General features: G+C 60.9%; 12 protein-coding genes and 2 pseudogenes. 5 read left to right on the forward strand and 9 right to left on the reverse strand.

Annotated elements, in window-relative coordinates:
* Nucleotides 1-58: 58 nt before the first annotated feature.
* Together AC13QO_RS24685 and AC13QO_RS24690 are read right to left on the reverse strand one after the other, a co-directional pair.
* Entirely contained in the window at nt 59-1,057 is a 999-nt protein-coding gene (locus AC13QO_RS24685; protein WP_488542139.1) for a DUF808 domain-containing protein, read from the reverse strand.
* A 116-nt stretch (nt 1,058-1,173) separates the two neighbouring features.
* Nucleotides 1,174-1,986 carry a hypothetical protein gene (locus AC13QO_RS24690; RefSeq protein ID WP_488542140.1) on the reverse strand — a complete coding sequence of 271 codons (813 nt, stop codon included), beginning with the start codon at nt 1,984-1,986 and terminating at the stop codon, nt 1,174-1,176.
* A 96-nt stretch (nt 1,987-2,082) separates the two neighbouring features.
* Between AC13QO_RS24690 and AC13QO_RS24695 the strand changes: the two are divergent.
* Nucleotides 2,083-2,253, forward strand: a pseudogene (locus AC13QO_RS24695) (GNAT family N-acetyltransferase); the annotation flags it as partial.
* Between the two features lie 151 nt (nt 2,254-2,404).
* On the opposite strand, the gene AC13QO_RS24700 reads toward AC13QO_RS24695, so the two are convergent.
* On the reverse strand, nt 2,405-3,058 hold the full coding sequence (locus AC13QO_RS24700; protein WP_488542141.1) for an O-methyltransferase: 654 nt from the start codon (nt 3,056-3,058) through the stop codon (nt 2,405-2,407).
* A gap of 91 nt (nt 3,059-3,149) precedes the next feature.
* Here AC13QO_RS24700 and AC13QO_RS24705 point away from each other — a divergent pair, with 91 nt between their 5' ends.
* A complete protein-coding gene (locus AC13QO_RS24705; protein WP_488542142.1) occupies nt 3,150-3,800 on the forward strand; it encodes a TetR/AcrR family transcriptional regulator in 651 nt (216 codons plus the stop codon).
* A gap of 102 nt (nt 3,801-3,902) precedes the next feature.
* On the opposite strand, the pseudogene AC13QO_RS24710 reads toward AC13QO_RS24705, so the two are convergent.
* A pseudogene (locus AC13QO_RS24710) lies at nt 3,903-4,105 on the reverse strand (hypothetical protein).
* A gap of 369 nt (nt 4,106-4,474) precedes the next feature.
* Here AC13QO_RS24710 and AC13QO_RS24715 point away from each other — a divergent pair.
* Nucleotides 4,475-5,920: a DUF5939 domain-containing protein gene (locus tag AC13QO_RS24715; protein ID WP_488542143.1), complete on the forward strand. Its 1,446-nt coding sequence runs from the start codon at nt 4,475-4,477 to the stop codon at nt 5,918-5,920.
* 207 nt (nt 5,921-6,127) lie between these two features.
* On the opposite strand, the gene AC13QO_RS24720 is transcribed toward AC13QO_RS24715, so the two are convergent.
* Nucleotides 6,128-6,769, reverse strand: coding sequence for a dihydrofolate reductase family protein (locus AC13QO_RS24720; RefSeq protein WP_488542144.1), 642 nt, complete (start codon nt 6,767-6,769; stop codon nt 6,128-6,130).
* Between the two features lie 89 nt (nt 6,770-6,858).
* Between AC13QO_RS24720 and AC13QO_RS24725 the strand changes: the two genes are divergently transcribed.
* Complete coding sequence (locus tag AC13QO_RS24725; protein ID WP_488542145.1) at nt 6,859-7,380, forward strand: winged helix-turn-helix transcriptional regulator; 522 nt, start codon at nt 6,859-6,861, stop codon at nt 7,378-7,380.
* 573 nt (nt 7,381-7,953) lie between these two features.
* On the opposite strand, the gene AC13QO_RS24730 is transcribed toward AC13QO_RS24725, so the two are convergent.
* Nucleotides 7,954-8,448, reverse strand: a complete 495-nt coding sequence (locus tag AC13QO_RS24730; protein WP_488542146.1) for a BA14K family protein — start codon at nt 8,446-8,448, stop codon at nt 7,954-7,956.
* A 201-nt stretch (nt 8,449-8,649) separates the two neighbouring features.
* Between AC13QO_RS24730 and AC13QO_RS24735 the strand changes: the two genes are divergently transcribed.
* Nucleotides 8,650-9,609 carry a hypothetical protein gene (locus AC13QO_RS24735; protein WP_488542147.1) on the forward strand — a complete coding sequence of 320 codons (960 nt, stop codon included), beginning with the start codon at nt 8,650-8,652 and terminating at the stop codon, nt 9,607-9,609.
* Nucleotides 9,610-9,749: 140 nt separating this feature from the next.
* Here AC13QO_RS24735 and AC13QO_RS24740 read toward each other — a convergent pair whose 3' ends face one another.
* From AC13QO_RS24740 to AC13QO_RS24750, 3 genes are all read right to left on the reverse strand, one after another.
* Nucleotides 9,750-9,965 (reverse strand): hypothetical protein, encoded by a 216-nt coding sequence (locus tag AC13QO_RS24740; RefSeq protein ID WP_085778548.1) that lies wholly within the window; start codon nt 9,963-9,965, stop codon nt 9,750-9,752.
* Between the two features lie 189 nt (nt 9,966-10,154).
* Entirely contained in the window at nt 10,155-10,385 is a 231-nt protein-coding gene (locus AC13QO_RS24745; protein ID WP_082240303.1) for a hypothetical protein, read from the reverse strand.
* A gap of 50 nt (nt 10,386-10,435) precedes the next feature.
* On the reverse strand, nt 10,436-11,174 hold a 739-nt coding region (locus AC13QO_RS24750), incomplete at its 5' end, for an alpha/beta fold hydrolase (RefSeq protein WP_488542148.1).

Below are 11,174 nucleotides of genomic sequence, written 5' to 3' on the forward strand. Positions count from 1 at the left end.
AGGGATGCCGGTTGATGGTGCCGGAGGTTCGACGTAAGCAAGATCTGCTGTTCCGCGATTACGCAGTCCTCATCCTGCGCAGGCGTGCTGCGCACCACCGCCATGCGGGCGCAACGACGTAGCCGACGGCCGGGATGGTCGCAAGCCCGAGGAGGATGCCGACGAGACCCGAACCGGCAGCTTGGACCAGCCAGGAAACCACGCCGCCAACGGCAGGCATTGCGTGCGCGGCGCCTTCCCCGGCATCGTGGAGCAGATGGCTCAGCCAGGCAAAGCCAAAGCTTTCGGCGCCGTGTACAATGATGCCGCCGCCGACCCAGATCATCGCCGCTGTCCCGATCAGACCCAGCACCTTGAGAAGATAGGGCATGCCCTGCACAAGGCCGAGCCCGAGCATGCGAGGGAACGCGCCTGTCCGGGAGCGGGAAGAGCGCTGGACAAGCCAGAGGCCGAAGTCGTCCGCCTTTACGATCAAGGCGACGACCCCGTAAACGGCGGCCGTGATCAGAGTACCGACCAGGGCGAGAATCAGCGCCTGCATCGCCAGACCCGAATCGGACAGGGAGCCGAGGGTGATCGCCATGATCTCGGCCGAGAGGATGAAATCGGTTCTGATGGCGCTCGCGACCTTTTCGTCCTCGAAGGTCTTAGGGTCGACGCTGATCGTCTCGAGAGCGTGCTCATGGGCATGGGCCGCGTGCGGCACGACGAGTTCGTAGACCTTTTCGGCGCCTTCGTAGCAGAGGTAGAGCCCACCAAGCATGAGCAGCGGCATTACGGCCTGCGGCACGAGCAGGCTAAGGACGAGTGCGGCCGGCAGGAGGAAGACCAGCTTGTTTTTGAGGGAACCGATGGCGATCCGCGCGATGATCGGCAATTCGCGCGCAGCCGAGAGGCCGGTTACATAACGCGGCGTGACGGCTGCGTCGTCGATCACGACCCCGGCGGCTTTGGCGCCGGCTCTGCCCGCCTGGGCAACCACGTCGTCCAGAGAAGCGGCGGCCGCCTTCGCAAGCGCTGCGACATCATCAAGGAGAGCAATCAGGCCGACACTCACAAGTAAACCTCTCATTCAGGGACAATGACGGCGAGAATATCCAATCGGGCGGCAGCCGGAAAGGGGCGCCTCTACGCTTGGCGGTGCCTGACCGAAAGGTCAGGTAAGCGAGCCGCTCATTCAATCTGGACATGAATGTGGTCATCATGACGCGCGGCTCGGCAGCCTTGGAAGCGGACATGGGCGTCGGTGATGCGAAGCGCATTCTTCAGATGCGGCTCGATGAAGATCTTCTGCAGGCCAAAGCGCGCGACGCCTTCCGTCGTCAGCCAGGCGATCGCTGCCGCGGTGCGCTGCTCCTCGATCTGGTAGGCCGGGAAGAGTGGCTGCAGGGCGTCGAAATCCCAACGCGTGGTGAGCCAGTCGTGGCGACCCGCGCAGGGCAGTTCGTCGCCCTGGGCGGGCTCCTCGAAGGCAAAATAGCCGATCGGGGAGCGTGTGGCGCCGTTCAGGAAGGCGCCGTCGGCATCTTTGTAATAATAGGCGAAATCGAGTTTTTTGCCGTCGGCATGAGAGAGATGCGGCAGCAGCGGAAAACCGTCGACGAAGGGAAAGTTCGCATCCAGCGCGACGGTAACGGTACCGGGAAACTGCTTATCCATGTGGGCGGCGAGTGCCCCTGCCAGATCGCGCAGTTCAGGCGTCACATAGTTGCGGTTGAGCGCGCAGTAGATCGGCGAGCGGATGACCAGCGGATCGGCGGTGCCGACGAAGCAGGCAAGCGGAACCCGGCCAAACGCGGGCGCGGTGAGGTGCGCGACGAAGGTGCCGCCGGCGTAGAGAAGCAGAAAGAGCGCGAGGTTGGCGGCAAGTCGGCGCAGGCGCAAGGCGCGTGCGACGGCAAGCGTTATCAAATAGGTGAGGCCGCCGATTTGGGTGAGCAGCGTCAGAATGATGACGATCAGAGCGTGGAGGATAAAGCGGAGCACGGGGCAGCCTTGTGGAGGGGGGTGCGTTGCCATAGGTGAGTGAGTGGGAATGCGCAAGACGGTCGGCGCATTCGCCTGACACTTCGAGTTTTGGCAGCCAGCGGCCTCGGGATGGCAAAACGGCTTATGTCGGCTGCCGAGACGATCGCCCGCGAGTTGTCCATCCGGCTCCTGCGTCTGGATACCAACAGCGCGCTTCCCGAGGCCCAGCAGCTCTATCGCGGCATCGGCTGGACCAAGATCGAGCGGTTCAATGACGATCCATAGCCGGATATGTTCGTCGAAAAGCGTCTTTGAGCGCGACCGGCTTTGTCCGGAAGTGGCTGCGATGGTGCTGTGCGATGCTTGTGCGCGGCCTCACCGTTGATGCCATTGCGGGCATCCAAGGGTGAGGGCGCGGAGCCGGTTGCGAATATCCTCAGACGCGCATCGACAACTCGATGTCGTCTTCGAACGGGACCGACAGATAGCCAGCGGCGGCGGAGCGAACGCGGGCGAGATATTCGGGGCTGAGGTCGGCATTGTCAGCGACGATGAGGGCGCCCGGTCGAAGTCGGTCTTCCACCAGCTCCAGGATGTCACGATAGAGGCCCTTGGCGCCGTCGAGAAACAGGAGGTCGATGGTATCAGGAAGATCGGTGCCGAGGGTGTACAGGGCATCTCCCTCACGGATTTCGACAAGGTCGACGAGGCCGCCAGCCGTCAAGTTTTCGCGCGCTCGCCTCAACTTCGACGGTTCGAACTCGCTGGTGATCAGCCGGCCGCCGCCATTGTCGCGCAGTGCTGCAGCAAGGTGGAGGGTCGAGATGCCGAAGGATGTGCCGAACTCGATGATCGTTTGAGCACGGCAGCTGCGCGCCAGCACATAGAGCAGCTTGCCAGCTTCGCGCGAGACAGGAAGCCAGAGATCCTTCAGTCGCCCGTAAAGGTCGAGATATTCCGTCTTGCTGCTGATCAGGCGCATCCGCTCTTCGCTGGTAAGCTCGGATACGGCGGGGCTCGTCGCCGCGGCGGCTTCTTCGAACAGGCGGTTGAGGAGAGGCGCGAGCGGCGCGGTGGTCAGTGTCGTCATTGAAGGGCTCCTTGGAATGATGAGGTTCTTGCGCTGGGTGAAAAATACGAATATTCCCTCGCATTTTCTAATCGCATTGCGGAGCGCCGCCATGAGCGACCGGCCAAGTACCCGGATTTCTTCACGAAAGCAGCCTAAGCAGACCCGCTCGACGGAGCTCGTGGCGGCGATCCTCGATGCTGCTGCTCAGGTTTTGGCGCGTGAGGGAGCCCATCGCTTCACCACGGCGAGGGTAGCGGAGAGGGCGGGCGTCAGTATCGGTTCGCTCTACCAATATTTCCCCAACAAGGCGGCAATCCTCTTCCGGCTGCAGAGCGACGAATGGCGGCAGACGAACGGCATGCTCGCCGATATTCTTGCCGATGCACAACGACCGCCGTTCGAACGGCTGCGCAGCCTTGTTCATGCCTTTCTTCGCTCCGAGTGTGAGGAGGCGGCGATGCGAGTGGCGCTTCACGACGCAGCGCCGCTTTATCGCGATGCGCCGGAGGCGCAGGCGGTGAGAGCGTCGGGAGACCGCATCATCGGGCTGTTCATGCAGGAGGTGCTGCCGTCGGTCCCGGAGGCAAGCCGGGCACTTGCCGGTGACCTGATCGTCACGACGCTCGCCACGGTGGGCAAGCAGTTCTCGGAGGCTCCCCGAAGCTTGAGCGAGATCGAAACCTACGCCGAAGCCATGGCCGACATGTTCGCAGCCTACCTTGAAAAGCTCGAATCCGGCCGGGACACGGTGAATTCCTAACAAACGACCGCAACACGGCAAATGAGAGGCTTTCTGCGAGCCGGCCACGGATTATCGCAGCCCCTGTCACGGCGCAGGGGCTGATGGACCGATTTCGGATTCCTATTGGTGATCCAACTGCTTCGACAGTTCGGCAAAAAGCCGGTCGCGGGCCGTGTTCATCTGCACGAGATCGACGGCAACGGTGATGGCGCGGCGTCCTTCGAGGCTACGATGTCGAGCTTTTTCTCGCAGCACCATTGCCGAACGGCATCGGTGACGATGGTTATTTGGCTGTCGTCGAGTGAAATAAGCGACAAGAGCATCTTCGTACCCTCAATGAAGCGGCAAGAGCACGACGGTCTCTCAAGCGGTCGTGCCGATGATCCGATGGGCCGATGACGCGTACTCTACGCTCATTCTGCAGCAATGCCACAGCTATTTGGACACGCTTAGTTGAGGACCGGTCGAGAACAGGACTGCTGAGCGTTATGGTCCGATGAGGCAATCCGGATGTCGCAGATAGTGAATGCCGAGATGCGGGAAAAGCTTCTGAAAACCCTGGCGTCGCCTGTCCGGGCTAATCCGTAAGACTTCTGCTCGGCTAGGCTCCGTTTTATCCGCACGGACGAGCGTCTGCTATAATCGCGACGATCCCCGGTCGCATGGCCTGGCCGAACTTTGCGAGGCGTCAGATGACTGACGTTCAGGAACGGCTCCTTGAGAGCAAGATGACCGAGATCCAGCAGGCCCGGTCCTGGAGCCCGCGGGGCCTCGCCAAATTCGAAAACCTGATCCGCAGCGGTGACGATCTGTCCCTCTACCGGATCAACCCGCTGGCTTTCGCGCACGACGTCGCCATTTCGGAGGCGGAAAGCATCGATCTCTTTCTCTATGCGACGCGCAGCGGTTTGTTCGAGATGAGCTGGGACGTCGTATGTCCCCAATCCGGAATGGTGCTCGATAGTTTCGGCGCCTTGAGAACGCTGAAGACTCACTATGTCTGCGGCCTGTGCGACGTCTCCGGCGAAACCGACCTCGACGATTTCATCGAAGTCACGTTCACAGTGTCGCCGCAGCTGCGCCGGCTGTCTTTTCACGATCCCGGCTCGCTCTCGGTTGAGGATTTTCACTGGAAGGCACGGTTTCTCAGCGATGCGCGAGTGCCCGGTCAGCAGGTCCGCTTCCTCGACGTCCTGAAAGGGCTGGTGCGCGGCCTTTCCTTCCTGACACCGGGTTCAGTTACGACGATCAGGGCTGAACTCGGCCCAGGTGCGCTCGCTGGCATCAATGTGGAGACCCAGGCGAGCTTTGCGCTGCCGGTGACAGGCCAGCCCGTTACGGCGCCGGCACTCCTCAGGATCGGGTACGACGGTCGGCATTTTTGCCCTTTGTCCTCAGCGGTTCGGCCCGGCCCGGTCATCGTCGAAGTCGAGAACTCGGCTGCCGCGCGCGGCTCACTACTCCTCATCAACTGGCCGCCCGAGATCCTGGCGCAGACCACCAAGCCGGTTCTCGATTTCGATCCTTACATGTCGGGCGGGATGCTGCTTGCGCGCCAGACTTTTAGGAGGCTGTTTCGCTCCGAATGCGTTGATGAAAGGGAGGGCCTCGGCATTCGCCAGGTGACGCTTCTCTTCACCGATCTCAAGGGTTCGACCGCGATGTACGAGCGGCTCGGCGATCTCAATGCCTATGCGCTGGTGCGCGAGCATTTCGCCCTGCTCGGCGCCACGGTGCAGGAGCATTCGGGCGCGATCGTCAAGACGATCGGCGACGCGGTGATGGCGGCCTTCTCCCGCCCGAGCGACGCCATCTCGGCTGCTCTGCATATGCTTGAAGAAATTGAGCGCTTCAACGGCGAGCATGGCGATCCCAGCATCATCCTGAAGATCGGCGCCCATTGCGGTCCGTCGATCGCCGTGACCTTGAACGACAACCTCGATTATTTCGGGCAGACCGTCAATGTCGCGGCACGGGTGCAATCATTGGCCGAGGCCGGCGAGATCTGTCTATCCGAAGCCCTGTTTTCGGCGCCTGACGTCAGCCGGCTGCTCTCCGGACACAGGGTGGTCGCCTTCGAGGCTCCGCTTCGGGGCGTCGAAGGGATGGCATGCGTCTACCGGGTGATGCCGGCCTAATCCCAAGTCCGTTGATTTATGAAAGTCGTCATGAAAATGGACGACCGCGAGATGCGTGTGGAGAAGCCCATAAAAAAGCACGGGCAAAATGTGACGGGATCGACGCGAGGCGAGACGGCGATGGCAGACGCCTGGTTCTGACGCCGGAAGAAATATTCTTCCGGCGATGCTCACGCTCGAGATCGCCGGACCGAACCGGCGGCTCGCTTATTTAGCCAGTACGACATTCGTGGCTTTTTCGCTGGCGGCATGCTCGACGACGCGGAAGCCCAGAGCAGGAAGGTCGATGCCTGCAAACATCGCTTCGCCCTTGCCGAGCACGACGGGCGAGACGGCGAAATGCAGCTCGTCGATCAGACCCGCCTGAAGATATTGGCGGACGGTCGCCACCCCGCCGCCGATCTTCACATCCTTATCGCCGGCCGACGCCTTCGCCTGGTCGAGTGCCTCATGAATGCCGCCGGTGACGAAATGGAAGGTGGTGCCTCCCTCCATGACAACCGGTTCGCGTGGATAATGGGTGAGGATATAGGTCGGCGCGTGGTAAGGCGGGTTCGGACCCCACCAGCCTTTCCATGCGTCGTCAGGCCATTCGCCGCGGATCGGGCCGAACATGTTGCGCCCGAGAATGAAGGCGCCAAAATTGGCCATGGCGCGGGATGCGAAATCCTCGTCGATTCCGGATGAACCGTCGTCCTTACCCATCATCGCGCGGAAGGTGCGCGTGTGGAAGAACCACTGAAACATTTCCGACCCGCGCTTTCCGAGCGGATCATTCAGGCTTTGCTCCGGCCCGGCGCCGAAGCCATCCACGGAAACGGAAAACCCCGCGACGCGCACCTTAGACATGCTTTCCTCCATCTGATTGCGAATTGAAACTAGTTGTTATTTCGCACGTGTGATCCTATAATGCAACTGGTTTCTGCAGGAGATGCTTCGTGGATATAGAATTGCGGTCCGGCTGTCCGATCAACCTGACGATGGAGGTGCTCGGCGACCGATGGAGTCTGATTATTATCCGCGACATCATGTTCGGCAACCGCCGGCATTTCCGCGATCTGCTCAATCATTCGGAGGAGGGGATCGCCTCCAATATCCTGGCTGCCCGGCTGAAGCGGCTGCTCTCGCTCGGCTTCATCAGGAAGCGGGACGATCCGAGCCACAGCCAGAAAGCAATCTACAGCCTGACGGAACCGGCAATCCAGCTCGTTCCCCTGTTCGCCATGATCGGCGCTTGGGGCAGGCGTCACCTGCCGGTGAGCGAGGACCTCAGCATTCGCGCCGAGTTGCTGGAAGAGGGCGGACAGCCGCTCTGGGACGAATTCATGGAGGATCTTCGGCGGATCCACATCGTCGATCCGATCGGCGGGGCAAACGGGACGGTGACCTCGCCGGTGCTGGCGAAGCTGACGGCGGCATTTCTGGAGATGCGGGAGAAGATGGCGGCTGAGGTGGCGTGATTTAGGCGAAGGGTGGTGGTGGAAGGTGTGCGTTGCGACTAACTAATCTTGTCGCTTTGATCATTGACTCGTGGGGCTGGGGTTATGATCGTTTTCAACCTTCCAATAGGATTTTCCTGTTGTTGCTTGCGTTTTCGTAAGTCCATTTCAATCCCCATCGGCATTCCTGCCTGTTATAGTCGCTCCCAATCCGCTCTTTCAGATTGACTTGCAACGCCTGGCCGTCGATTTCACCGGTGATCGAACCTGTCCTTCCTTATCGCTTGATACAAGTTCGAATTCTCCGGCTCGGCCGTCTAGACAGTCGCACCCCCCTCGATAAATTCGCTCACCGGTCTCCAGCTTCCATCGATTTGTTTCCCGCGCGTTTCCGAGGTGGGCGATGCTTACGGCCTTGCTGGGAAATTCAACAGTGCGGTGTCTCCTGATGTCATAGGTCACCTTGCAAATGCGGCCGCTCGGCAGGTTCGATCCCGGCTAGACAGCACGACGGAGAGCCGCTGGGAAGCATTTACGTACCAACAAAAAGCCTCGCACGTAGATGCGGGGCCTTTGCAGTACTGACGACTGAATTTACCGGCACTGACGGCGCGGGCCGTAGCTCGGCTGGTAGGTGTTGTCGTAGGCTCGGTAGGACCGGTAGCGGGCGTAGCAATATTCAGCATGCGAGCTGTAGCCACGTGAACTGTAGGCGCCCGGCTGCGACGCGATGATGCCGCCGATGAGGGCGCCAGCCGCCAAGCCGCCAATGATAGCGCCGGTGTTGTCGTGGTGGTGGTGGTGCCAGCGGTGGTCATAACGGCGACCCCAGCCGTAGCGGTCGTCTCGGTAATAGTCGCGATCGCGGTGGTAATGGCGTCGCGGATACCACCTGCGGCCATTGCTGAACTGGCCAGGGCAGTTCGTGAAGTTATTGCAGCCGACCGCGATGATCCGAGCATCGCCGCCCCCGGTCTCCGGCAGCACCGCCTGTTGTACCGAGCTCGGCACAAAGACTGGGCCTGCAGATGCGGGCATTCCTGAGAATGCCGTCGCAATCGACAGGGCAATGATGACGAATCTTTGCATGTTACTCACCTTGGGTAAACCGATGTATCAGTGATAACGTTGCGGGAGGGATTTGGTTTCATTTTGGGATGGATTCACCTTTCGTGGCTGAATATTCAGGGAAAAGTTCAAATTGAAAGAAGATGTCCAATTGGATCTTTACGGGGAAGCTCGATGATCTCGACGTAGCGGCGTTGCGGCGCCGGGGTAGGAAGGATCATTATGCAGCTCTCCAGAATTTTTGGCGTTCTCTGTCTCTCCACCAATTTGGCGCTCGTGCCCCTCAACACCATCTTTCCAGATCTCTCGCCAGCTTTCGCCAAGGGCGGCAACGGCGGCGGTGGCGGTGGTGGTAACGGCGGCGGCGGTGGCGGTGGTGGAAGCGGCGGCGGCGGCAGCCATGGCGGCGGCAGTGGAAGCAGCGGCAGCCATGGCGGCGCCGGCAGCAAGAGCAGCGGCGGAAAGGATAGCGCCAGCTCCAGCGGCAAGACGACCGGCAGCCGCAGCGCGAAGAGCTCGGGCAAGTCGGTCGAGGCCGGGAAGACGAAATCGACCAAGCAGACCGTCAGCACGAAAGGCGCGGCCAAGAAGACGACTATCGCCGCAGCGCCTGCGACTGGGCCCGCGAAGAAGCCCGCGGCGGAACTCGCGGGACTGAATTCGCTGAAGCGCAATTACCACGCGCTGATGAATACCGCGGACCCAAAGATGGCAGCGATCGCGGCGTACGCTACCGCTTACGCTCAGTATGAGTTGGCCAACGGGGTTGCCCCGCCGGCGGACGATCCTGTTCTCGGCGACGCCGCTCTGACGACAGCACTGGCTTCGGCGACCAAGACGGGCACGCTCAGCCCCGAAGCTTTGGCCTGGGCTAAGGACACGCTCGGCATCGGCACGGCTGTCGGCACGATCGACCAGATGAGAGACGCGTTGGCGGCTGCGGCGCCGGTCGCGGAAGAACCAATGGCGGAGACCCCGACGACGGAGACTCCGGCAACCGAGACTCCGACTGGCGAAACCGCCGAGGGCAGCGAGACGACAGATCCTAGCGCAACCGCGGAAACGCCGGAAGCCGAGACGGGCAGCACGGAAGAAGTATCGGGAACGACCGAATGGGCGCCGGCTGTAGATTCAACCGAAACCTCGGCCACAGCAACGAGTACCGAGGCGACTGGCCTCTAAATCACCGGAAATGGCTAGCGTATCGGTTCGAAATCGGCATAAATTTCCGGGCCGATACGTGGATCAAATTGTTAGCGCGCTTTTGTGCGTCTGAAACGAGGATCACGGGCAGGGTGTCGTGCGGAAACTGACGCGTGCCGTCAGACTCGCTTCCCGCCGGCAAGCAGTCGAAGCTGGTCTTCATCATGCACACCTTGCCGATAAAGCTCGATAATCAGGGCTCCGAGACGATCGGCTTCTCCGCCTGCTCTGTCGATATCGAGCCCGCTACACAGGGCTTCATGCACGCGCCTGCAAATATCGAGATCTGCGGAGGCGAGTGGTTCGTCACGCGTGCTGAAAAGCTTGTCTGACATCGCAATCAGCCCTTTTGGGATGCCGTGAATCGGTATTGTGCAAAAAGATAATTTCGCAGCCCTTGCTTCGCAAGATGGGCGAACGTCCGAAATCAGAACAATATGGGAGCCGCGGCAAGACGCGGCGCCGGGGTGGAGCTGAAATCAATCGGCGCCTCGGCCGGACGAAATAGGCGGGGCAGAAGATCTCTATTTGGCCGCGGGATCCTTACCGCCCTGCTGCGACAGGCGCAGCTCTTTCAGGCGTTTGGTCTTTTCCCGGCGAGCCCGCTGCTCCGCCTCGATGGTTTCCTTTGCGGCACGCTCGGTATTTTCGAAACGGTCCTGCCGGTAAGCCTTTGATGAGGGTTCACGTTCTCTTTTCATGGCCGCTAAACGCAAATCGACGAAAACGGTTTCATGATAAAACCGTTTTGCCAAAAAGCGGCGCGGCCGGCGGGCGCATCATCAGCGCCCGGCGACACGTCGGATCAGCCTTTGATAAAGGCGAGGATGTCGGGATTTATGATATCGGCATGGGTCGTGCACATGCCGTGCGGAAATTTCTCATAGACCTTGAGCGTCGCATTCTGCAGGAGCTTGGATGAAAGCAGCGCGGAGTCGGCGATTGGCACGATCTGGTCGTCGTCGCCATGCATGACGAGGCTCGGCACGGTGATGATCTTCAGGTCTTCGGTGAAGTCGGTTTCCGAGAAGGCCTTGATACCGTCGTAATGCGCCTTGGCGCCGCCGATCATGCCCTGGCGCCACCAATTGTTGATGATCGGTTCCGACACTTTCGCACCCGGTCGGTTGAAGCTGTAGAACGGGCCGGCGGGAAGGTCACGATAGAATTGAGCGCGGTTGGCAGCGAGCTGCCTGCGCAGGTCGTCGAAGACTTCGATCGGCAGGCCGCCGGGATTGGCTTCGGTTTTCACCATGATCGGCGGTACGGCGCCGATAATGACGAGCTTGGCGACCCGGCCCTGCGGCTGCCCGTGGCGGGCGACATAGTGGGTCGCTTCGCCGCCGCCGGTGGAATGGCCGACATGGACGGTATTCCTGAGATCGAGATGCTCGACGACGGCTGCGGCATCGGCAGCGTAATGGTCCATGTCGTGGCCGTCGGCCACCTGGGTGGAGCGGCCGTGGCCACGCCGATCATGGGCGACGACGCGATAACCCTTGTCGAGGAAGAACAGCATCTGGGCGTCCCAGTCGTCGGAGCAC

This window comes from Rhizobium sp. CNPSo 3670 (genome assembly GCF_057784555.1).

Excerpts from the sequence above, each read along its gene's own strand:
- AC13QO_RS24700 (WP_488542141.1), bottom strand. The coding sequence starts at position 3,058 with ATGACGACACTGACCACCGCGCCGCTCGCGCCTCTCCTCAACCGCCTG.
- AC13QO_RS24705 (WP_488542142.1), top strand. The coding sequence starts at position 3,150 with ATGAGCGACCGGCCAAGTACCCGGATTTCTTCACGAAAGCAGCCTAAG.
- AC13QO_RS24715 (WP_488542143.1), top strand. The coding sequence starts at position 4,475 with ATGACTGACGTTCAGGAACGGCTCCTTGAGAGCAAGATGACCGAGATC.
- AC13QO_RS24720 (WP_488542144.1), bottom strand. The coding sequence starts at position 6,769 with ATGTCTAAGGTGCGCGTCGCGGGGTTTTCCGTTTCCGTGGATGGCTTC.
- AC13QO_RS24730 (WP_488542146.1), bottom strand. The coding sequence starts at position 8,448 with ATGCAAAGATTCGTCATCATTGCCCTGTCGATTGCGACGGCATTCTCA.
- AC13QO_RS24735 (WP_488542147.1), top strand. The coding sequence starts at position 8,650 with ATGCAGCTCTCCAGAATTTTTGGCGTTCTCTGTCTCTCCACCAATTTG.
- AC13QO_RS24740 (WP_085778548.1), bottom strand. The coding sequence starts at position 9,965 with ATGTCAGACAAGCTTTTCAGCACGCGTGACGAACCACTCGCCTCCGCA.